Source organism: Mediterraneibacter sp. NSJ-151 (genome assembly GCF_022487435.1).
Classification (GTDB): Bacteria; Bacillota; Clostridia; order Lachnospirales; family Lachnospiraceae; genus Schaedlerella; species Schaedlerella hominis.
Genome location: NZ_JAKVPP010000016.1, coordinates 39,865 through 62,286, shown reverse-complemented (window position 1 = coordinate 62,286; position 22,422 = coordinate 39,865). Strand labels below are relative to the sequence as shown.

General features: G+C 39.6%; 15 protein-coding genes. 12 read left to right on the top strand and 3 right to left on the bottom strand.

Annotation, left to right across the window (positions count from 1 at the left end):
* Positions 1 to 42 precede the first annotated feature (42 nt).
* The 7 genes from LQE94_RS14125 to LQE94_RS14095 all read left to right on the top strand — a co-directional run bounded on the left by LQE94_RS14125 (position 43) and on the right by LQE94_RS14095 (position 9,511).
* On the top strand, positions 43 to 732 hold the full coding sequence (locus tag LQE94_RS14125; protein WP_022074599.1) for an L-ribulose-5-phosphate 4-epimerase: 690 nt from the start codon (positions 43 to 45) through the stop codon (positions 730 to 732).
* A 233-nt stretch (positions 733 to 965) separates the two neighbouring features.
* Positions 966 to 1,448: a DUF2798 domain-containing protein gene (locus LQE94_RS14120; protein ID WP_240577986.1), complete on the top strand. Its 483-nt coding sequence runs from the start codon at positions 966 to 968 to the stop codon at positions 1,446 to 1,448.
* Positions 1,449 to 1,730: 282 nt separating this feature from the next.
* A complete protein-coding gene (locus tag LQE94_RS14115; RefSeq protein WP_240577985.1) occupies positions 1,731 to 2,609 on the top strand; it encodes a glycoside hydrolase family 43 protein in 879 nt (292 codons plus the stop codon).
* A complete protein-coding gene (locus LQE94_RS14110) occupies positions 2,610 to 5,075 on the top strand; it encodes a glycoside hydrolase family 2 TIM barrel-domain containing protein (RefSeq protein WP_240577984.1) in 2,466 nt (821 codons plus the stop codon).
* Positions 5,076 to 5,498: 423 nt separating this feature from the next.
* Positions 5,499 to 6,887, top strand: a complete 1,389-nt coding sequence (locus LQE94_RS14105; RefSeq protein ID WP_240577983.1) for an MFS transporter — start codon at positions 5,499 to 5,501, stop codon at positions 6,885 to 6,887.
* Between the two features lie 81 nt (positions 6,888 to 6,968).
* Positions 6,969 to 8,459: a family 43 glycosylhydrolase gene (locus LQE94_RS14100; RefSeq protein WP_240577982.1), complete on the top strand. Its 1,491-nt coding sequence runs from the start codon at positions 6,969 to 6,971 to the stop codon at positions 8,457 to 8,459.
* A gap of 197 nt (positions 8,460 to 8,656) precedes the next feature.
* The gene (locus LQE94_RS14095) at positions 8,657 to 9,511 is read left to right on the top strand and encodes an MBL fold metallo-hydrolase (RefSeq protein ID WP_240577981.1); all 855 of its coding nucleotides are present in this window, start codon (positions 8,657 to 8,659) and stop codon (positions 9,509 to 9,511) included.
* 86 nt (positions 9,512 to 9,597) lie between these two features.
* Here LQE94_RS14095 and LQE94_RS14090 read toward each other — a convergent pair whose 3' ends face one another.
* On the bottom strand, positions 9,598 to 10,725 hold the full coding sequence (locus LQE94_RS14090) for an AraC family transcriptional regulator (protein ID WP_240577980.1): 1,128 nt from the start codon (positions 10,723 to 10,725) through the stop codon (positions 9,598 to 9,600).
* Positions 10,726 to 10,923: 198 nt separating this feature from the next.
* Positions 10,924 to 11,757 carry an MBL fold metallo-hydrolase gene (locus tag LQE94_RS14085; protein WP_118738508.1) on the bottom strand — a complete coding sequence of 278 codons (834 nt, stop codon included), beginning with the start codon at positions 11,755 to 11,757 and terminating at the stop codon, positions 10,924 to 10,926.
* Positions 11,758 to 12,112: 355 nt separating this feature from the next.
* Here LQE94_RS14085 and LQE94_RS14080 point away from each other — a divergent pair, with 355 nt between their 5' ends.
* The 4 genes from LQE94_RS14080 to cutA all read left to right on the top strand — a co-directional run bounded on the left by LQE94_RS14080 (position 12,113) and on the right by cutA (position 19,619).
* The gene (locus LQE94_RS14080) at positions 12,113 to 13,801 is read left to right on the top strand and encodes a glycoside hydrolase family 3 protein (protein ID WP_240577979.1); all 1,689 of its coding nucleotides are present in this window, start codon (positions 12,113 to 12,115) and stop codon (positions 13,799 to 13,801) included.
* Between the two features lie 200 nt (positions 13,802 to 14,001).
* Positions 14,002 to 16,797, top strand: coding sequence for an alpha-L-rhamnosidase (locus LQE94_RS14075; protein WP_240577978.1), 2,796 nt, complete (start codon positions 14,002 to 14,004; stop codon positions 16,795 to 16,797).
* Positions 16,798 to 16,895: 98 nt separating this feature from the next.
* Complete coding sequence (locus tag LQE94_RS14070; protein WP_240577977.1) at positions 16,896 to 19,154, top strand: glycoside hydrolase family 3 C-terminal domain-containing protein; 2,259 nt, start codon at positions 16,896 to 16,898, stop codon at positions 19,152 to 19,154.
* Between the two features lie 132 nt (positions 19,155 to 19,286).
* Positions 19,287 to 19,619 carry a divalent cation tolerance protein CutA gene (cutA, locus tag LQE94_RS14065; RefSeq protein WP_118688444.1) on the top strand — a complete coding sequence of 111 codons (333 nt, stop codon included), beginning with the start codon at positions 19,287 to 19,289 and terminating at the stop codon, positions 19,617 to 19,619.
* An 80-nt stretch (positions 19,620 to 19,699) separates the two neighbouring features.
* Here the strand turns inward: cutA and LQE94_RS14060 are convergent, their stop codons facing one another.
* A complete protein-coding gene (locus LQE94_RS14060; RefSeq protein WP_240577976.1) occupies positions 19,700 to 21,244 on the bottom strand; it encodes a PucR family transcriptional regulator in 1,545 nt (514 codons plus the stop codon).
* Between the two features lie 197 nt (positions 21,245 to 21,441).
* Here LQE94_RS14060 and LQE94_RS14055 point away from each other — a divergent pair, with 197 nt between their 5' ends.
* Positions 21,442 to 22,386 carry a flavodoxin family protein gene (locus LQE94_RS14055; protein ID WP_118688446.1) on the top strand — a complete coding sequence of 315 codons (945 nt, stop codon included), beginning with the start codon at positions 21,442 to 21,444 and terminating at the stop codon, positions 22,384 to 22,386.
* The last annotated feature ends 36 nt before the right edge of the window (positions 22,387 to 22,422 follow it).

Here is a 22,422-nt window from a genome sequence, read left to right as displayed (position 1 = left end):
TACAATGTAGCCAATTAATAATCTGTGAAAGGCGGTAATAACATGTTAGAAGAACTGAAAAAACGAGTATATGAGGCCAATATGCTTTTGCCAAAGTATAAATTGATTACATTTACATGGGGAAATGTAAGTGAGATAGACCCGGAGACAGGATATTTTGCAATCAAGCCAAGTGGAGTGGAGTATGATGAACTGACACCTGACGATATGGTTATCATGGATCTGGAGGGAAATAAAATCGAAGGAAAATACAATCCATCCTCAGATACTGCTACACATATCGAAATTTATAAAGGAATGCCGGATGTAAAGGGAATTGTGCATACACATTCTCCATGGGCAACAAGCTGGGCACAGGCAGGAAGAGGAATTCCTTGTTATGGAACAACACATGCTGATTATATGTATGGAGAAATCCCATGTGTTCGAAATTTGACAAAGGAAGAAATTGAAGAAGCTTACGAGAAGAATACGGGAGTTCTGATTGTAGATCATTTTAAAGATACAGAATATATGGCAATGCCGGCAGTATTGTGCAAAAATCATGGAACATTTACATGGGGCAAGAATGCAAAAGATGCTGTACACAATGCGGTTGTATTGGAAGAGGTTGCGAAGATGGCGGCCAGAACAGAGATGCTGAATCCACAGGTACAGCCGGCTCCACAGGAATTACAGGATAAGCATTATTATCGTAAGCATGGGGCGAATGCTTACTATGGACAGAAGTAGCAAGAGCCTCTTGACAATTCAAAAAAATTTGCTATAATAGTTCACGTTGAAAAAATAATAATTTTAGTACAAATGGTAGTGAAATAACGGCGGGTGCTGTTCAAGCGAAAGTTTGGAACAGCACTCGTTTTTTGTCGAGAAAGTTTCATGGCAGGGATATCTGCATGAAAAAGCATCTGCAAAATGTCTGAAATGATACCGCGAAATAAGCTGTCTGGATTAGGAGGAGAAAAATGCCACAGAATAAGAGAGAGAGTTTAATTTTTACGATCATGATGTGTTTCACAATGGTTTTTGTAATGAGTATTTATAATGTTTCGCTTCATATGGGAGGTCTGTCTATGAAGTCAGTGCAGCAGGCATGGCTGGGATTTCCGATAGCATATATTTTTGCAATGTGCTGTGACTGGTTTGTAGTATCGAAAGCTGCGAAAGGCTTTGCATTCCGTTTTCTTGTAAAACCTGGTGATAATGGATTGAAGATTGCAATCTGTGTATCTTGTTGTATGGTTATCCCGATGGTAATTATCATGTCATTATATGGAGCATTTGAAGTTGCTATAAGTCAGGGAATGTGGAACCAGATTGGAATTATCTGGTTGACAAATATTCCGAAGAACTTTATAGTTGCACTGCCATTGCAGTTGCTGATTGCAGGACCGCTTGTAAGAAAAGTGTTTCGCACACTGTTCCCGGAAGGAAAAGTATTAGCTTAATAGAATAAAAAAGGAAAATGACCTCCGATAACTACATTTAGAGTGAAGAGTGTAGTTATTGGAGGTTTTATATTTTCAATGATACAACAAAAGGTTCTGTTTGACCATTTAGGGACGGAGTTTAGTGGCTTTTTTGCAAAAAAGCCACTAAACTCCGTCCCTATGGTAATCTAATAATATGTCGGATTCTCAAAAAGAAACAACATGGACTTCTGATTTGGGGTTCGCTACAATTATTTTAGAAACAAATAATCGTATGACACGAAAAGGAAGTATAACAATATGAAAACAACAGAAATCAATATTCGAGACCCATATATTCTTGTACATGGAGGTAAATATTATTTATATGGAACAAGAAGTGCAACCTGTTGGGGACCGGCAGATGGGTTTGATTGTTACGTGAGTGAAGATATGGAAAATTGGGAAGGTCCGATTGAGATTTTCCACAGACCGGAAGGCTTTTTTGCTGATCAGAATTACTGGGCACCGGAATGTATTTATTATGAAGGGGCATTTTATCTGATTACGACACTTGGCGGTTCAGACAGAAAAAAGGGGATTTATGTATTACGTTCAGAGCAGCCGACAGGACCTTTTGAAGTGTACAGTGAACGGATTACACCAGAGGATTGGGCATGTATTGATGGAACGGTATACATTGAACAGGGAGTACCATATTTGATTTTCTCACATTCTTTTGAAGATACGCCGGATGGAGATATGTGTCTTTTGAAAATGTCATCGGATTTAAAACAGGCAGAGGGAGAGCCAGTGACATTATTCTCTGCGGCAGAGGCAGTGTGGGCGAAGCCGGTTCCATTTGCAAAAGCAGAGTTTGGAATGGACGGAGACGTATACTTTACAGATGGGCCATGTGTGATGAAGATGGAAGATGAGAAGCTCTATATGACATGGTCGAGCTGGAGTACTTGTGGATATGCGGTTGGAGTAGCAGTATCAGATAGCGGTAAGGTGGAAGGCCCTTGGAGACAGTTGGAAGAGCCACTGTTCCCGGAGAATGGTGGTCATGGCATGTTGTATAAAGATGATGACAGTATGAAATTTACGTTGCATTATCCGAATGATAAATATAAAGAGCGACCAATTTTCAGAACGGTTGTTTTAAAGGATGGAAAATTAAAGTTGGAGGAAAGATAGATGATAGAGCAGAAATGGAATGAAGATTGGAAGTTTTGGGTAGATAAAGACTCATTTGCATTGGTGTGGGACATCCCGGAAATTGCAAGAGATATCACTCTTCCTCATGATGCAATGATTGAAAAACCGGCGAATCCGGACAGCTTAAATGGCGGAAATACAGGATTCCGTGACGGAGATGTCTATACATATGTAAAAATGCTTCACGCACCGGAAGAATACAAAGAAAAAACAATCATGTTAAAATTCGAAGGCGTGTATATGAATGCATTCGTATATGTTAACGGACAGCTTGCGGCTAAGAGTCCGTTTGGGTATACAACATTTTATGCACCGCTCAATGACTTTTTAAAATATGGAGAAGACAATGAAATCCGTGTGCAGGTGCGTGCCGGAGCAATGACAAACAGCCGTTGGTATTCAGGGGCTGGAATTTATCGAGATGTGTATCTTCTGGAATCCGGTCTTACGCATATTGTGCCGGAAGGTGTTCAGGTTAAGACAGAAAATGCGGATGACGCATATGCGACATTGAAAGTGGCAACAGAACTGGAAAATAAAACAGCAGTGTCACAGGATTTGGTTATAGAGACAGTAATTAAAGATAATGAGGAAAATGTAGTTGCGAAAGAGTGTACATTTGCAACAATATTTGCCGGAGAAAACAGAACACTGCAACAAAGAATTCTTGTAGATAATCCAAAGCTTTGGAGTGCAGAGAATCCAAAACTTTACACTTTTGAGACAAAAGTATATGAGAATACAGAAGCAAAAGAGCTGTTAGATGAGGCTGTTGATACTTTTGGTATCCGTACACTTGCGGTTGATGCAAAACGTGGATTCCGTGTTAATGGCAAAAGTGTAAATTTACGTGGCGGCTGTATTCATCATGACAGTGGACTTCTCGGAGCAGCTACCTATGAAGATGCTCAGTATCGTCAGATTCTGAAAATGAAAGAGGCTGGATTTAATGCAATCCGTATGTCTCATCATCCAATGGCTCCTGCTATGCTTCGTGCCTGTGATGAAATCGGTATGTATGTAATGGATGAAACATTTGATATGTGGAATCGTCTCAAATCTAATTACGATTATGGTCTGTATTTCCAGGAATGGTGGGAAAAAGATGTAACTGCGATGGTAAGAAAAGATTATAACCATCCATCCGTTATTCTCTATTCTGTGGGAAATGAGATTCCGGAAATCGGAACAGATAAGGGCGCGCAGACTTGTCAGGAAATCAGTGACAAGATTCGTTCTCTGGATGATACAAGATATACGCTTGCATCTATCAATGGTGTATTTGCTGCAGGAGATGCGGTGGATCAGATTGTAGCTGATGTAGCTGCAAACTTAAGCGCGGAAGATAAAATTGACGGAAATGTAAATGACTTTATGTCCTTGATGGATGCACATATGGATGAAATCGTGGTACATGATGCAATCAGTAAACGACTGGAAAAAGCATGTGCAGGAATCGATGTTGCAGGATATAACTACATGACAGCGCGCTATGAAAAGGATGGAGAGACTTATCCGAACCGTGTTATTGTGGGAAGTGAGACATATCCACCGGAGATTGCAAGAAACTGGGATCTCGTAGAACGTCTGCCACATGTAATCGGAGACTTTACATGGACAGGTTGGGATTATATCGGAGAAGCAGGTGTTGGTATTCCTGCATATAAATGGGGAGAAGGCGGATTTGGAGCCGGATTTCCTGCACAGTTAGCATATCCGGGAGATTTTGATATTACAGGCTTCCGTCGTCCTGCATCATATTATAGAGAAGCTGTATTCGGACTTAGCAAGAAACCTTATATTACAGTGCAGAACCCGACACACTATGGAGAATTCTTGATCAAAACTCCGTGGGTAATCAGCGATTCTACAGCAAACTGGAACTGGAATGGTATGGAAGGAAAACTGGCCATTGTGGAAGTATATGCACAGGGAGATGAAGTTGAACTGTTCTTAAATGAAACTTCACTTGGCAAGAAACCAGCCGGAAAAGAAGCAGGATTCCGTACATTATTTGAGACAACATATGAACCAGGAACACTGGTGGCTGTTTCTTATGAAAATGGACAGGAAATCGGAAGAAGTGAACTTGCAACTGCGGGAGCAGAGAGAGTACTTGCCGTAGAGCAGGAAGCATACGCCGGATTGAAACATTCAGAGCAGGAGCTGGTTTACGTTCAGGTTGAAATGCGTGATCAGAATGGCGTGCTGGCAGCTGATGACAACCAGAAGATTACATTGTCTGTTGACGGTGAAGTGGAAGTGCTTGGATTTGGAAGCGGTAATCCAAAACCGAACTATAACTTCAATGAAGGAGTGACAGAACTGTTCGGAGGACGTGCACAGATTATTATAAAGAAACCGGAAGAAGACGTAACATTAACAGTAACCACTGGGGACGGAGTTTGTGGCTCGATTCGTGTTCCGGGTGGAGCAAACTTTTAGACATTTGGTGGAACCATTTGGAGACGGAGATTAGGAGGCCATTTGGGGACGGAGTTAGTGGCTTTTTCGCAAGCAAAAAGCCACTAACTCCGTCCCCAAATGGCCCACTCCATGGTCCTGCAATGTCGCAATTTCCACTTTCAAATGTCCTCTGGTGCGCTGTTTACCAGAAATAATATTTGCTATGCTAAGCGCAGATACAACAAAAGCATACGGACGTGAGATGAAATATTTCTTAAAAAAGAAAGAATGTCGGATGTATATGAAAATATGTCGGGAATAAAAGATGAACAATAAAAAATGTCGTATTTCACTTAATTTTTTACATGTGAATATATGTCGGGTTGTAATACAATAAAGATATCTTAAGGGAGAGAAAGAAATCTCAACGTAAGTAAGTAAAATGAAAAGGAGTGTAGTAAAATGGCTAAAGAAAAGACAGTAAACACAGCCGTAAAAGACGAAGTCGGCACAGCGTTTAAATGGTTCCATGCAACATCGGTAAATGGGGGAGCTATGTTGATGGCAGCTGTAGTCGCCAGCTATTTTTCAGTGTACATGACAGATACACTGAAGATTCCGGCAGCAGCGGCATCTGCTATTATGTTTGTAGCAACTTTATGGGATGCAATCAATGACCCAATGATGGGAGTTATTGCAGACAGAACAAAATCAAGATGGGGACGTTATCGTCCATATTTTATTTTTGCGCCAATCCTGTTGACATTCTTTGGAACAATGATTTGGATTGACTGGGGATTTACATCAACAAGTGTAAAAGTAGCATATGTATTAATTATGTATATTGGTTTTGGAATGACAGGAACAATGTATACAATGCCACAGATGGCAATCCTTCCTGCAGCAGTTCGAAGCAATGAACAGAGAAATATGATTATTTCTTTAGGCGCAGGTGTATGTGCAGTAGCATTTACAATTGGTAGTACATTCACATCAAATATTACAGGATTCTTCAATAATATCGGATTTAAAAATGGATATGTTCCATTTATGTTAATTTGTGGCGTACTTGCATTTATCTCATTTTGGGGATTATTTGTAACGTCAAAAGGAAAAGAAAAATATTTGGTAGCGCCAGAAAAGAGTCATCCGTTAAAAGAAATCAGTCGTGTAGTGAAATACAAAGAAGTATGGCCAAACTTAATCGCATGGGTTATGGCATCTATGGGATATGGAATGATGTTCTCAACATCTGTATATTACATGATGTATTACTGGGCAAGACCGGATCTCATCTCTGTATACATGGGAGTTATCTCTATCGGAGCATTAATTTCAATGGTTGTATTAATGCCAATCTTTTTGAAAGTATTTAAGACAGGACAGAAAGCATTACTTGTATCACAGGCATTATCAATCGTATTGTATGTGATCTTATTCTTTACTGGAAAAACAAACTTTGTATTCTTGTGCGTACTGACATTTATTTCAGCTTGTACAGCATCTATGCAGAATGCATTGGTTAACGTATTAGTAAATGATACAATCGACTTTATTATGTTGAAAGAAGGTAAATCTTCTAATGGAGTTATCTCTTCCATCAAAGGATTTGCACAGAAATGTGGTAGCACAATCGTAAGTTCTGGTATACTCGCAGTACTTTCTATTTCAGGATATATTGCAGGTGCAATTGGACAGCAGCCAGAATCAGCAATGTTTGCATTGAATTTCTTAAAATTCGGTGCACCATCAGTAACAGGTATTATTTTGATTATCTGTGTTGTTAAGAGCCCAATGAACAAATATGCAGAAGATATTGCAGCTATGAAAGTGAAAATGGGTGAAAAGTAGGCCAAACAGGGACGGAGAAAAGTGGTTGAGAGCCACTTTTCTCCGTCCTAATTAACATTATAGGAAAAGGAAACATATAATATGAAAACATTCGGATTGAATCCATATTTACCATATTGGGAAAATGTACCTGACGGGGAGCCACATGTATTTGGAGATCGTGTATATATATTCGGAAGCCATGATAAACAGGACGGTGATTCATTTTGTGAAGAAGACTATGTAGGCTGGAGTGCATCGATAAATGATTTAGGAAACTGGAGGTGCGAAGGCATTATCTATAAGAAAGAACAAGATCCGATAAATGGGGCATCTTATGATAAAGAGATTCCTGCATATGATGATGCAATGGATGCAGAAGGAATGCTGCATAATTTGTATGCGCCGGATGTAGCACAGGGACCGGATGGAAAATATTATTTATATTATGCTCTGGATTTTGTAAATGTGATTTCGGTTGCAGTGTGTGATACTCCGGCTGGACAATATGAATTTTTAGGATATGTGACAAGAGCAGACGGAAGTGTTCCAAATATCGGACGCTGGTTTGATCCGGCGATTTTATCGGAAGAAAGCGGCAATTACCTGTATTATGGATTTTCACCATCTTTTCGATTTCCAGGAATGGAAACGTTGGAAATTCCGGGAGCAATGATGGTGAAACTGGCGGATGATATGCATACAATTATCAGTGAACCGGTTTGTGTTGCAAATGGATTTGACACAGCAAAAGGAACAGACTATGAAGAGCATCCATTTTTTGAAGCATCCAGCATCCGCAAGTTTGGTGAGTGGTATTATTTTGTATATTCCAGCCAGCAGATGCATGAATTGTGTTATGGTACGGCAAAGACTCCGGAAGGACCATTTGAATTCAAAGGTGTGATCGTATCAAACGGAGATGTCGGATATCAAGGAAATGAGCTGGCTACAAACTATTATGGAAATAATCATGGCGGATTGGTTGAAATAAATGGAAAACATTATATTTTCTGGCACAGACATACACATGGAAGAGCATTTTCAAGACAGGGCTGTGCAGATGAAGTGCAGATACTAGAAGATGGTACAATCCCGCAGATAGAGATGACAAGCTGCGGATTGAACGATGGAGCATTGCCTGCAAGAGGAAAATACGAATCTTATATCGCATGCCATTTGACAGAGGCGGATAGAGAAAAAGTAGGACTTGTACTTGGAATGGGTGGAGGCCCTGGCGATTCCAGACCAGAACTTCCGGAGTCTATGCCATATATTACAGAGGAACGGGATGAAAACTATGAGCATGGATGCAAGCCGTATATTTGTAATATGCGAACAGGTGTGGTTGCAGGATTCAAGTGTTTTGAATTTGATGGAACGGAAAGAGAAATCGCACTGGAACTTCGTGGAAATGGTAAGGTTGAAGTGTTGCTTGATTGCTTAGATGGAGAGGTCGTAGCAGAGGCAGAAAATACAGGTGAAAGATGGAATATCGTTTCAGCAGAGCTGAAGAAGACAGAAGGAGTTCATGCGTTGTATGTGAGATGTGTGGATGGAAAGTTGGATTTTGCAAGTGTTGAGATGAGGTAGTAGAACCATTTGGGGACGGAGTTTAGTGGCCTTTTTGCTATGCAAAAAAGCCACTAAACTCCGTCCCCAAATGGTCTGATAAGTGAAAAAGTGTCGGATAGAGAGAAAAATATTACATAGAAAAAAGAGGACAATTTAATTAAAATCATAATATAAGGATTTAGATACTAGGAAGATGTCAAAGGAGGAAGTCAGACATGAGTGATTCATATTACAAAATAGAAGAAATGAATGGATACTATCGAATCGGCAGTCCAGAAGCGGTATTTTGTTATGTGATAGTCGGAAAAGAAAAGGCGATGCTGATTGATACAGGCTATGGGTATGGAAATTTAAAACAGGTTGTGAAATCAATTACAGATAAACCATTATATATCGTAAATACGCATGGACATGTAGATCATACTTCAGGCAATGCACAGTTTGAAGAAAAGGTATATATCCATAAAAAGGATATGGAACTTTGCAGAGAACATACCGGAAAAATGATGAGGGAACAGTCGGTAGAACGTGCAATGCATAGTGTTAATTATGAAACACAGGAAGAATATAATGCATTGCCGGACAAGTTTGATAAGGAGAATTACATTAATCAAGGAACAGGGAATCTGGTAGAAGTAGCAGGTGGCCAGATATTTGATCTGGGTGGAGCAACACTTGAGATTGTTGAGACTCCGGGACATACACAAGGAGGTATTTCCGTCTGGTATAAGGAAAAGAAACTTGCATTTATTGGTGATACGACAGGATTTTTTGTCTGGCTGTTTGCTCCGGAAACAACCAGTAGAGAAATATATATTGATACATTAAATAGTCTGTTGAAATTACCGGTTGACTTTTATATCGGAGGTCATAATGAAAATGTTATGACAAAAGAAGATTTGGAACTATATATGCGAGCGGCACAGGAAGCAGATTTTGAAAAAGGACAGAAGTTTGAATCTTTTGCGAATGGAGAGGAAGAAGTTCGCGTCTGTGCATTAGATGGCAAGACATTAGATGATATGTTCGAACCGGGATTTGCGGCATTGGTAATTACAAAAGATAAATAATGACCATTTGGGGACGGAGATTAGTGGCTTTTTTGCGTAGCAAAAAAGCCACTAATCTCCGTCCCCAAATGGTCCCCTGTTCGGTTCTATTTTGTCGCAAATGGCACAAATGCGGGTTCTTTATCTTTATGCTGTTTCCGATACTCCTGCGGTGACATTTTATAAGCAGAGCGGAAAACTCTGGAAAAATGGTCCGCGGAGTTGTATCCGATTCGCTCTGCGATTTCTCCGACTTTCATGGAAGTGTTCAAAAGATAATCAATGGCATCGGATAAACGGAGTCGTTTAATTAATTCTGTGAAGGTGAGCCCTGTATTCTGCTTGATCAATGTACACAGATGAGGTTCGCTGTAATGGAACAAATCCGCCAGGGATGACAGTGTCAAAGTTTGGTAGTTATGCTGGATATACTGCAGTACAAGAGAAAAGTCAGCCCCCATCTCATAGTTGTAGAATTGAATTGTCTGACTGTAACTGCGTAGCAGTGCAGAAAACATCAGATTCACATAACTGATACAGCAGGCATTACTGTACATGTCTTTCTTGCTGCTTTCAATCATCATATTACGAATATATTTTTTTATAACAGAATTATTGTTCGTAAAGAACATGAGGTAATTCGCATGGTTATCTCCCTGTAAGATAGTTCGGAAGAAGTAGGATAGTAAATCCTTTCGTGTCATAAGCGAAAAGAATGTCGTATCAAACGTGCTCTTTCGAATACAAATGGTAAATACGGTTGAGTCATCTTCAATAAGAAAATCATGTTTGGAATTTGGAGCGATAATGCAAAGTTCTCCTTCTTTCATAAGATGCTCTTCCTGTTCGAATATAAATTTCCCTTGTCCATTGGCAACAAAGTTAATTTCAAAATAAGTATGTCTATGTAAATTCGGGCGTGTATATCGAGGATGCCGGATAACAAAAACATCCCTTGCATTTGGAATCAAATCCGCTTCTTCAACAGTTGGAGCCAGCGGAGAACCATCGTACATAGTAAGTGTTACCGGCAAAGAATCTACTACTTTATCAAAATCGGCATCGGTCATATTATCGTAATCCCCAGTTAAATCGGGAGCAGAAATAGAATCATACAGCATACCTTTGTTATATAAATATTCGGTCATTTCTGGAAATTGTAAACGATTTCCAGTTCTATAATAATATGCTTTCATGTGAGATTGAAATTCACCATAGGTCATATAGTAAGCCATCAAAACACCTCCAAGATAATAGTAAGTAATGAGCTATGATATGGATAAAAATATCCGGATGCGATATTTATATTGTAGCAGAGGGGGAGGTGGTTGACAAGAATAGAATCTGAAAAAAAGTCGGGTGGAGCCGAAAAGGGACGGAGATTAATGGCTTTTTTGCGAGCAAAAAAGCCATTAATCTCCGTCCCTTTCTGGTTATCTGAGCTGTTCTCTATAAGTAATAATACTTCCGTTTTTACCACGCACACGACAAAGTTTTGAGGCTTGAGGGTCCATTTCGATATAGCGGTGATTCAGTTTCTCATCTGGTTCTACTTCTTTGTTATAAATAGCGTGAATCAAATCAATATAATCGTTCAGATAACTTTTGGCAATTGGAGTGCCGTTATGGTTTGGAAGAAGATAATCGAATTCATTAGAAAGAGATAGGATTCGTTCTGTGTTTTCCAAAAAGTTATCAAGTATGGTTTTTAAATCATAATTAATGTATGGGTTGTGAGAGTTATCAAATAAATTGACCTGTGCAGCTTCCATATCATCTCCACAGAAGAACATACGATGACTTCTGTCTAGGAAGAATAAGCTGCTGTTACAGTGAGCCGGTTTAACATCTAGAATCTCGATTGTACGATTACCAAGTTCGATGGTGTCGCCATCACCAACATAGACTTTTTTATAATCTGCATGTGGTAGTTTAGTAATATCAAATGGAACCATGCCAGGATTTTCTACAGATGCCTTGTCGAGTTCAGCTCCTTTACTCATGTAGACTTGCTCAAATTCTCCATTACCTGCGGCGTGATCTGGGTGATAGTGTGTATTGGCGACAACAATAGGTTTATCAGTCAGTTTTTCAACATAAGCACGCAGATTACCGACACCATATCCTGTATCAATCAGGAGCGCTTTTTCGTCCCCTTCTAATAAATACATGTTTTCAGTTCCGTTCATAAAATTAATGATCCATGTCTGGTCGTCCAGCTTCCAGGACATATAACTCCCAAAGATTTCTTCTAATGATGGTTCCATAAAATTTTCCTCGCTTTTTTATTTTAAATTATAGAAAGAACGAAAAGAAAATGCCATGTAGGATTTTATTGGAAATCCGGCGTATTTTTAATTCGGGGTGCCATTTAGGGACGGGGTTTAGCGGCTTTTTTCAAAAAAGCCGCTAAACCCCGTCCCTAAATGGCACCTGCTCGGCTCTCTAAAAATGAAAATAAGTCGGATTAATAAGAAAATTCTACATGGAAGAAATGGTATTGTTTGGATAAAATGATAGTGTAAAACAGTACTGTTCATGGATATAGCAGTACACAAAGATTGAAATAAGATGAGAAACAAAAAGCATAAAATAAGTAGAATAAAAACGGAGGTTTGAGAGATGTTTGATTACAAAGCAAAGCCATTTCATTTAACAGAGGAAGAAGTAAAATGGGTGGAAGATACATATGAGGGAATGAGTCTGGAAGAAAAAATAGGACAATTATTTTGTCCGATTGTATTTACAAAAGATGAAAATGAGTTAAGAGAATTGGTTCAGACAAAACATATCGGTGGGATGTTATATCGAGAAGGTCCGGGCGAAGAACTTCGTCAGGCTCATAAGGTATTGCAAGATGCAGCGAAGATTCCGCTTCTTACAGCCTCCAATCTTGAATATGGTGGAAATGGTTCTGCTATAGAAGGAACTTATTTTGGAAGAGAAATGCTGGTGGCCGCAACGCAGGATACGGAGAAAGCTTATCAGCTTGGTAAAGTAAGTTGCAGCGAGGGTGCTGCGGTTGGTGTAAACTGGTCTTTTGCTCCGGTAGTGGATTTGGATCAGAACTATCGCAATCCGATTACAAATGTTCGTACATTTGGGGATGATTTGCAGACAGTCATTAATATGGGGAAAGCCTATATTAAAGCTGCACAGGAAGAAGGTGTTGCAACTTCTGTAAAACATTTCCCAGGAGATGGAGTGGACGAGCGTGACCAGCACCTTTTAACCAGTGTGAATTACTTAAGCTGTGAAGAGTGGGACAAGACATATGGTAAAATTTATGAAGAAATGATTGAGGCCGGAACTTTGACAGTGATGGCGGCACATATTGCGATGCCAGCATATGAAGAATATTTTGATAAGAAACCATGTAAAAAAATTATTCCAGCGACATTGTCTAAGAATCTGATGAAGCATCTGCTTCGTGAAAAGTTAGGTTTCAATGGACTGATTACAACAGATGCAACACCTATGGTCGGATTTTGTAGTGCAGAAGAACGTGCTAAGGCAGTACCACTTTGTATTGAAAATGGATGCGATGTGATTCTTTTCAACCGCAACATGGACGAAGATATGCAGTACATGTTTGATGGCTATAAAAATGGACTTCTTTCAGAAGCGCGATTGGAAGAAGCAGTAAAACGTATTCTTGCTACGAAAGCGGCAATGAAGCTGCCACAGAAAAAAGCCGAAGGAACTCTAGTTCCGGGACCGGAAGCTTTGGATATCTTAAAATGTGAGAAGCATGATACATGGGCAAAAGAATGTGCAGATGAAGGTGTAACACTGGTAAAAGATACACAGAATCTGCTTCCGTTAAATCCTGAAAAACAGAAACGTGTGTTATTGGAAATCATGGGAGATTTTCCATCCAATGAGCGAGTGACAGCATATTTTAAAGGAAAATTAGAAGCAGAAGGATTTGAAGTTACGGTATATGAAAAAGAAGGATTTGAAGTTATGGAAGATACCGTAGAAAGCTTCAAGAGTCGTTATGATCTCGTGCTGTATCTGGCAAATATTGAGACAGCTTCAAACAAAACAGTATCTCGTCTGAACTGGCATACAATGTTCGGTCTTGGAAACAACATGCCTTGGATGGTGCATGAGCTTCCTGTTGCATTTGTCAGCGTTGGAAACCCATATCATTTGCTGGACGCACCAATGGTAAAAACATACATCAACGGATATTGCAATTCTGAATATGTAATGGATGCTGTTGTGGATAAAATGATGGGAAGAAGTGAGTTTAAGGGAACATCACCGATTGATCCATTCTGTGGTAAGATTGATTTGAAATTCTAAGCATTAAAGCAAAACCAAAATCTAGCGGGTAAAAGCCGGCGGGGATGGGAACAGAGCCACTGTACCCGTCCCCGCTGGTTTTCTTTATCTGAAAAAAAGTCGGATAGATAATAAAAAACTACATAGCAGAAATCCTTTGATTTCGATACAATAAGTATTGTAAGAAGTCTATTATCGAGAAGTAATAGGAGGAAATAAATTTGACGATCACAAATGTAAGAATCAATGGAATAGAAAATCCAGTTGGGTTTGCTTATGATTATCTACTTTGTTCATGGAACGTGGAAGAAGCACAAGGCAAGAAACAGACAAATGTAGTCATTGAAGTTAGCGAGTCAGAAGATTTTGAAGAAATTTTATATAAAAAAGAAGCAGCGGATTTAAAGCAGAACGGTGAAAAACTGGATGTCGAATTAAAGCCTCGTACAACATATTATTATCGCGTGACAGTGACAACTGACGCAGGAGAATGTGTAACTAGTGATATCGCAACATTTGAAACAGGTAAAATGGATGAAGTATGGACTGGAAAATGGATTGCTCCGGCAAAAGAAGACACGATTCATCCAGAATTAGAGAAAACATTTGCGATAGAAAAAGAGGTGAAACGTGCTAGATTATATATGACAGGAGTTGGACTGTTTGAGACATATTTGGACGGAACAAAAATTGGAGAAGAGTATCTGGCACCATATATTAATGATTATGAGTCAGAAATCCAGGTGCTCACATTTCCAATGGAAGGTATTTTAAAAGAAGCAAAAGAATATACTTTGTCTGTAATGCTTGGAAAAGGCTGGTACATGGGTACGTTTGGGCTTGGGATGTCAGAGAAAAATTACGGAAGTAGAATGGCGGCAATTGGAGAATTACATCTGGAATACGAGGATGGAACAGAAGAGCTTATTGTGACGGATGAAAGTTGGAATTACTATGGTTCAGATATTGAAGATTCTGGAATCTATTTTGGTGAAATCCTGAATCGTCAGTTGTGGGATGGCAAAGAAAATGGGAAGAAACAGGTTGAAGTTTTAGAGCATCCGGAAGAACAAGAAGAGACAAAGAACCTTTCAGTAGAAAAATTGCAGGATCGTCTGAGCCTTCCGGTAGTTGAGAAAGAAACCATTTCTGTACAGGATATTATCTATACACCTGCCGAGGAAATCGTGCTGGATATGGGGCAGAATTTTGCGGGATTTCTAGAATTTAAAGCAAACTTTCCAAAGGGGACAAAGGTTGTATTAGATTTTGGGGAAATTCTTCAGCAGGGTAATTTCTACAATAAAAATTATCGAGATGCAAAATCACAGTTCGTATATATTTCTGACGGAAGAGAAGAAGTGGTACGTCCGCATTTTACATTTTTCGGATTCCGTTATGTACGTGTAACAGGATGGCCGGGCGAACTGGATAAAGAAGATTTTGTGGGAAAAGTGATTTATTCAGATCTTCGCAGAACAGGTTCTCTTGAAACATCCGATGCAAAGATTAATCGTCTTTACCAGAATACGGTCTGGGGTCAGAAATCGAATTTTATTGATATGCCGACAGACTGTCCGCAGAGAAGTGAGAGACTTGGTTGGACCGGAGACGCACAGGTATTTGCACCAACGGCAAGCTATCATATGGACACAAGAGCGTTTTTCCATAAGTTCATCAAAGATTTAAGAGATGAGCAGAAAGTTCTGGATGGTGGTATGCCGAACTTTCTTCCAAACATTGGACATACAGAGAAGGCAGGTAGTGTATGGGGAGATATCGCAACATTTTTACCAAATACGCTTTATACTTATTTTGGAAATGCAGAAGAAATGGAATACTGTTACCCGCTAATGAAGGATTGGGTAGACTTTATTGATAGAGGCGATGCGGCGAGGGGAGAACGCAAATATCTTTTTGATTTTATGGATACCTTTGGCGATTGGCTTGCATTGGATGGACCGACACCGACCAGTTTTAAAGGAAGTACAAATGATACATTTATTTCTTCAGTATATTATTATCGTTCCGTACAGATTGTGCGCCAGATGGCAGAAGTTTTAAATAAAGCAGAAGATGCGGTACATTATTGTGAGCTGGAAGAGAAAATTAAGAAGGCAGTATTGGATGAATTTTTTACACCGACAGGAAGACTTGCGATTGATACACAGGCAGCGTATGTGATTGCATTGAAATTTAAAGTTTATCTGGATCGTGAGCGAATTGTAGAACAGTTCAAGGCAAGATTGAAGCAGGACATGTATCAGATTAAATGTGGCTTCGTAGGAGCACCGCTTCTGTGTACAGTACTTGCAGAAGCAGGAGAATATGAATTGGCATATGATTTTCTGTTAAAAGAAGGATTTCCAAGTTGGCTTTACAGTGTAAATCTTGGAGCAACAACCATTTGGGAGCGATGGAATTCTGTTATGCCGGATGGAACAATCAGTGATACAGGAATGAATTCATTGAATCATTACGCATATGGTTCAGTCATGGAATTTGTTTATGCATACGCAGCAGGAATCCGTCCGTTAGAGGCAGGATTTGGAAAAGTTGCAATCGCACCGCATCCGGATGTGCGTATTCCGGAAATCGCATGCAGTTATGATTCTGTCAGCGGTCGTTATGTATGTAACTGGAAAATTGAAAAAGATGGAACATTTACAGTTCATGTTGAAGTTCCGTTTAATTGTGAAGCAGTAGTGGAACTTCCGGGCTATGAGAAGGAGCAGATGACATTGTCAGCAGGAAGTTATGACTTTTCATATGAACCAAAAGAAGATTTGAGAAAACCATACGGAAGAAATACCACCTTGTCGAGAATCGCAAAAGACGGACAGGCAATGGGAATTCTTGGGAAATATACACCTGCATTAGCAGGAATCGCAGCATCGGGAGATCCGGAAATGGGGGCTAATTCATTGGAAGATTTGTCACATATCGGATTCTTGCCATTTGACCCGGCTGCGCTTGAGACAGCGATTGGAGAAATTTCCAATATTGTCGTGGAATAAATTTTGTGTAACTCCCACTGTTATGTGGGTAACGGAAAGAAAACAAGAGTGATATTCTGTTTTCTTTCTTGCATATAGAAGAAACAAGGAGTAACAAAATGGAAAGAAATTTGAAAGAACTGATTAGTCAGATGACACTGGAAGAAAAGGCGGGGATGTGTTCCGGACTTGACTTCTGGCATCTGAAAGGTGTGGAGAGACTCGGAATCCCGAGTACCACGGTAAGTGATGGTCCTCACGGACTGCGTAAGCAGGATGACAAGTCAGATCATCTTGGAATCAATGACAGTATCAAGGCAGTCTGCTTTCCACCAGCTGTTTTGAGTGCATGTTCTTTCGATAGAGACTTGCTGGAAACTTTAGGAGAGACAGTTGGAGATGAAGCGCAGGCAACAGATTTGTCAGTTGTATTAGGACCAGCGGTAAATATCAAGCGCTCGCCACTTTGCGGAAGAAACTTTGAATATTATTCCGAAGATCCCTATCTTGCAGGAGAATCCGCGGCAGCATTTATCAAAGGTGTACAGTCCAGACATGTTGGAACATCTATCAAACATTTTGCGGCAAATAATCAGGAATTTAATCGTATGAGTGCGTCATCAGAAGTAGACGAAAGAACAATGCGTGAGATTTATTTGCCAGCTTTTGAGACTGCTGTAAAGAAATCACAGCCATATACCGTGATGTGTTCCTATAACAAAATCAACGGAACTTATGCATCCGAAAATCCATGGCTTTTAACGAAAGTACTTCGCGATGAGTGGGGATTTAAAGGATATGTAATGTCTGACTGGGGTGCTGTAAATGATCGTGTAGAAGGCTTGAAAGCAGGACTGGAGCTGGAGATGCCTTCTTCAAATGGAATCAATGATGCAGAGATTGTGAAGGCTGTTCAGGAAGGAACATTGGATGAAGCTATTTTGGATCGTGCGGTAGAGCGTATCTTAAATATTGTATTTGAGTATGTGGATAACCGAAAAGAACAACCATTGACTTTAGAAGAAGATCATGAATTTGCACAGCATGTAGCAGAAGAATCCATTGTACTTCTAAAAAATGAAGAAAAAGTATTACCGCTTGAGAAAAATGAAAAGGTTGCATTTATCGGCGGATTCGTGAAGAATCCACGTTATCAGGGTGGCGGAAGCTCTCATGTAAATTCTTTCAAAGTAACAAGCGTCTGGGATGCACTGACAGAAAAAGAAAATGTTATTTATGCGGAAGGATTTTCATCAGAGACAGATGTATATGATGAGAAGCTGGCAGCAGAAGCAATCGAGGCAGCAAAACAGGTAGATAAAGCAGTTGTTTTTGCAGGACTTCCAGAATCCTTCGAGTCAGAAGGATATGACCGCAAACATATGCATTTGCCGGAGTGTCAGAATAAACTGATTGCAGAAATCGTAAAAGCACAGCCAAATACAATCGTTGTACTTCATAATGGTGCAGCGGTGGAGATGCCGTGGTTAAAAGATGTCAAAGGTCTGGTAGAGGCTTACCTTGGCGGGCAGGCTGTCGGACAGGCAGAGGCAAATATTTTGTATGGAAATGTAAATCCGTCCGGAAAGCTGGCAGAAACATTGCCAATTAAGTTAGAAGACAATCCATCATATTTGAATTTTGGAGATGGCGACAAGGTGGAATATAGCGAAGGCATTTTTGTAGGATACCGCTATTATGATAAAAAGAAAATGGAAGTAGCATTTCCGTTTGGATATGGACTGTCTTATACGACATTCGAGTACAGTAATGTCAAGACGGATAAAGATACACTGACAGAAGGTGAAACTTTACAAGTATCAGTAGATGTGACAAATACCGGGGACAAATTTGGAAAAGAAATCGTTCAGTTGTATGTGGCAGATAAGACTGAAGCAATCAGAAGACCAGAAAAAGAACTGAAAGGTTTTGAAAAGGTTGCATTGAATCCAGGAGAAACAAAGAGAGTAACATTTACGGTAGATAAGAGAAGCCTTGCATGGTATAACACGGAGATTCAGGATTGGTATGCAGCAAGTGGAGCGTATGAACTCCTGATCGCAGCATCCTCCCAGGATGTACGTCTGACAAAAACAATCCAGTGGAAGAGTACACAGGTACTGCCACTTCATCTGCATATGAATTCTACGTTAGGTGAGCTGCAGGCAGATGAAAGATCCAGAGACTTTGGAATTGAGTTGAAACTTAAAATGAATGCATTATTCGGACTGGGTTCATCAGAAGATTCAACGGACGCTGTTTCCGATGAAATGGGGGATGCAATCGCTTTCTCCATACCAGTTCGAAATGCAGTCGGCTTTGGATTATGTACAAAAGAAGAATTACAGAAGAAGCTGGATGAGCTGAATCAGAAATAAGATAGAGAAATGAATTAGAATTGAGTAATCGTCAGTTGACAAGACCAGACAGGGACGGAGTTTAGTGGCTTTTTTGCAAAAAAGCCACTAAACTCCGTCCCTAAATGGTATTATATAAGAGAGGTGACGAAAATGGATTTTAAATATTGTAAACTGGAAATTTTTATTCCGGAAACTCATATTACACAACTACAGAAAGCTCTACAATCTGTGGATGCCGGTCATATAGGAAAGTATGATTCGTGTATGTCATGTTCGCAGCTTATCAGTTATTGGAGACCGTTAGATGGAACAGATCCGTATATAGGAAAAGCAGGAGAAATCAGTTGTGAGCGGGAAGTGAAAGTGGAAGTAACAGTATATACGGAGAAGGTTGAGGAGACAATTCGTGCAATTAAGGAGGTGCATCCATACGAAGAACCTGTGATCAATGCACTTCCGATTTATAGGGTGAGCTTTTTGTAGAAAAATTTATAGTAATTCAAATGGAAAATCGCCAGCCGACAGTGAGATGCTGTTGACTGGCGATTTTTTATAATGGATTCTCAAAGTTTGCTCTTCTCCAGATAATCCATCAAAATAAAAGAATACTCGTAAGCAACCATCGTTTCTTCCCGTATCATATCCAGATCAAAAAGTTCTTCCATTTTATTAAGCCGGTAAAAGAAGGTACTTTTATGAATATGTAGTTCATTCGCGGTGCGTACAGCATTTCTTCCGTTCATCAGATAAGTCCGGAGTGTATTGGCATAATCCGTGTTCTGCTCCTGGTCATGGCGGATGATTTTATAGATATCCGGATGAATGGTTGATTTCAAAGTCGTAAAGTCTTTACACAGCGAAAACGTATGCTGCAGAAAATGATTCCGGTAATAGACGATATAATCCTCTGGAATCAAAGTGTGCTCTGAATAAAAAGAGGACAAAAAAGCAGCCTGTTTGTAATAAATATGACTTTCTGTAATATCCTCATAAGGAAAGCTTACATATGCATACAACTGATGAAATTGAAGGAATGCATAGAATTTGGTCAATGTCTTTTCGCTGAATGGCCGGTAGGAATCGCACGGCAAAAAGACGGTCAGTTTTCCGTAAAAGAACACCGCCATACTGTTTGGCAGGATTGTTAAAATCTGTTGATATAAGTTTTTTAACTGAATCCCGGAATTATGGTTTGTTGGTGCTTCATCGATGATGAGAAGAAAGTAATATTTCCCCGGTTGGTGTCCCAGTTGCACCATGTTGTTTACAATATATTCTTTCTGACTGAAATGTCCTTCTAAAAGTTCTGTTAAAAAATATTCGTAATTTAATCGTGTATTCGTCTGGAAACTCATTTCACGTTGCATTTCAATCGCAATTACATGACAGAACATATTGATATAGTCTAAATCCTCTTCTACAAAATCTTTTTGTGTTTCACGAATGCAAACATATCCGACAACAGAGTGTTGAATACGAATGCTTTGAAAGACCCATTTGAATGGGTAGTCTTCAATGTAAGTGATAAAAGGTACTGTTGTGGAATAAATCTTTTTTACTAATTTTGTATCAAGCATATTTTGCAGTTTGGAATCTCTTACAAAAAAGCGCCCATCTTTTTCTTCAAGGTTATTATCATTGGTGACTTGTGGGCTGGCTGCTAAGATCGAAAAACTTGTATCACAGACCGTAATTGGATTATGCAGATGCATATATGCGATATTTGTGATTCCTTGAAGTCCGCTGTTATGCTGCAGTGTCTGGAAAAGTTCTTCTTCTTTTTGTTTTAGCAAATGATGTTCTAGTATGACCGTCTGAATCTGGTTAAAAACTTCATCCAGAGCGATTTTTTGCGGAATACAGAGACAGCTGGCAGGAAGCTCACAATCCGGATAATTTACAATGAGTATGTATTCATCAATAGGGGCTCCCTGAAAATGAGCAGCATCACATAAATATAAAATGTTTCCGCCCGGATGTGGTGCATGACTTTGTTTTGAATTCCAAAATAAGACGGAGTCAATCTCGGCGCGGGCGTGATAAGTTCCATGAACATGGATCTTCAAAGTAGACTCCAATCGGTTGATAATGTTTTCTAAATATGCCATGGTTTCCTCCATCAGACAAATGTCTGAAAATCAATCTCGTATTGATAAAAAGTTTCGATTACTGTAGCGTGCCTGTTAAAAAAATAACTGATATAGTTAACATAATAACAATATAACAAGAATTTCGTGCGCCTTCAATGGAAAATTAAAAAGGTCACAAAGTTCAAATAAGATTCAAGCTACATAGGAGGAAAATTATGAGCTATAAAGTAATGGGGATTACTGCAGGAAGAAAGAACAGCAACAGTGAGATTCTGCTGAAAGAGGCACTTTTAGCCTGTCAGGAGGCAGGAGCCGACGTAACAATGATCAATCTGAAAGATTATCATATTGAAGATTGTACAGGATGTACATCATGTACTGCAGGAATGTCACAGGGCAAAAATGTGGGATGTGTCCTGGATGATAAAGACGATAAGAAGAAAATTATGGACGTAATGTTAGATCAGGATGCTGTTATTATTTCTGTTCCGACATATGACTTAATGCCAAGTGCACAGTACCTTACATTTGCACAGAGAAGTTTAAGCTACGAGACTGCTTTCCTTGAGACAATCGGAGCAATCGAACATAAAGACCGAGTAGCAGGATTGATTTCTGTCGGAGGCTCTACAAGAGCATGGCAGTCTATGGCACTGGAAGGACTTCAGGCAACAATGTTTACAACAGATATGAAAGTTGTTGATATGCTTCTTGCTACAAGAGTTCCTGGAGCAGCACAGTGTCTTTTGGATGACGAGTTAATCGAAAGAGCTCATAAGATGGGTGAGAATATTATGAAAGCAGTAGAGACACCTGCCGAGGAGCGTACATGGCTTGGTGATGAAGACATGGGATGGTGCCCGAACTGTCACAGCAATGCTTTAGTATTGGGAGAAAAACAGTGGGATGGTCTGTATTATCCAGTAGAATGTCAGGTATGCGGAGCCGGCGGTAATCTGGAGCAGACAGAAGATGGAAAATGGAAATTCGTGATCCAGAAAGATGGTCTGATCAAAGATCGTACAACTGTAGAAGGAAGAGCAAAACATCTCGAAGAGATCGGAGCAACACAAGGTGGATTCTATGCAAATCCAGAAAACAGACAGATTGTCCAGAAGAAAATTGCAAAATATAAAAATCTTCAGTTCAAGACAATTTAATTGAAACAGGAAACGTTCTGAAAAGATTGTAAGGAG

Excerpts from the sequence above, each read along its gene's own strand:
- LQE94_RS14125 (WP_022074599.1), top strand. The coding sequence starts at position 43 with ATGTTAGAAGAACTGAAAAAACGAGTATATGAGGCCAATATGCTTTTG.
- LQE94_RS14120 (WP_240577986.1), top strand. The coding sequence starts at position 966 with ATGCCACAGAATAAGAGAGAGAGTTTAATTTTTACGATCATGATGTGT.
- LQE94_RS14115 (WP_240577985.1), top strand. The coding sequence starts at position 1,731 with ATGAAAACAACAGAAATCAATATTCGAGACCCATATATTCTTGTACAT.
- LQE94_RS14110 (WP_240577984.1), top strand. The coding sequence starts at position 2,610 with ATGATAGAGCAGAAATGGAATGAAGATTGGAAGTTTTGGGTAGATAAA.
- LQE94_RS14105 (WP_240577983.1), top strand. The coding sequence starts at position 5,499 with ATGGCTAAAGAAAAGACAGTAAACACAGCCGTAAAAGACGAAGTCGGC.
- LQE94_RS14100 (WP_240577982.1), top strand. The coding sequence starts at position 6,969 with ATGAAAACATTCGGATTGAATCCATATTTACCATATTGGGAAAATGTA.
- LQE94_RS14095 (WP_240577981.1), top strand. The coding sequence starts at position 8,657 with ATGAGTGATTCATATTACAAAATAGAAGAAATGAATGGATACTATCGA.
- LQE94_RS14090 (WP_240577980.1), bottom strand. The coding sequence starts at position 10,725 with ATGGCTTACTATATGACCTATGGTGAATTTCAATCTCACATGAAAGCA.
- LQE94_RS14085 (WP_118738508.1), bottom strand. The coding sequence starts at position 11,757 with ATGGAACCATCATTAGAAGAAATCTTTGGGAGTTATATGTCCTGGAAG.
- LQE94_RS14080 (WP_240577979.1), top strand. The coding sequence starts at position 12,113 with ATGTTTGATTACAAAGCAAAGCCATTTCATTTAACAGAGGAAGAAGTA.
- LQE94_RS14070 (WP_240577977.1), top strand. The coding sequence starts at position 16,896 with ATGGAAAGAAATTTGAAAGAACTGATTAGTCAGATGACACTGGAAGAA.
- cutA (WP_118688444.1), top strand. The coding sequence starts at position 19,287 with ATGGATTTTAAATATTGTAAACTGGAAATTTTTATTCCGGAAACTCAT.
- LQE94_RS14060 (WP_240577976.1), bottom strand. The coding sequence starts at position 21,244 with ATGGCATATTTAGAAAACATTATCAACCGATTGGAGTCTACTTTGAAG.
- LQE94_RS14055 (WP_118688446.1), top strand. The coding sequence starts at position 21,442 with ATGAGCTATAAAGTAATGGGGATTACTGCAGGAAGAAAGAACAGCAAC.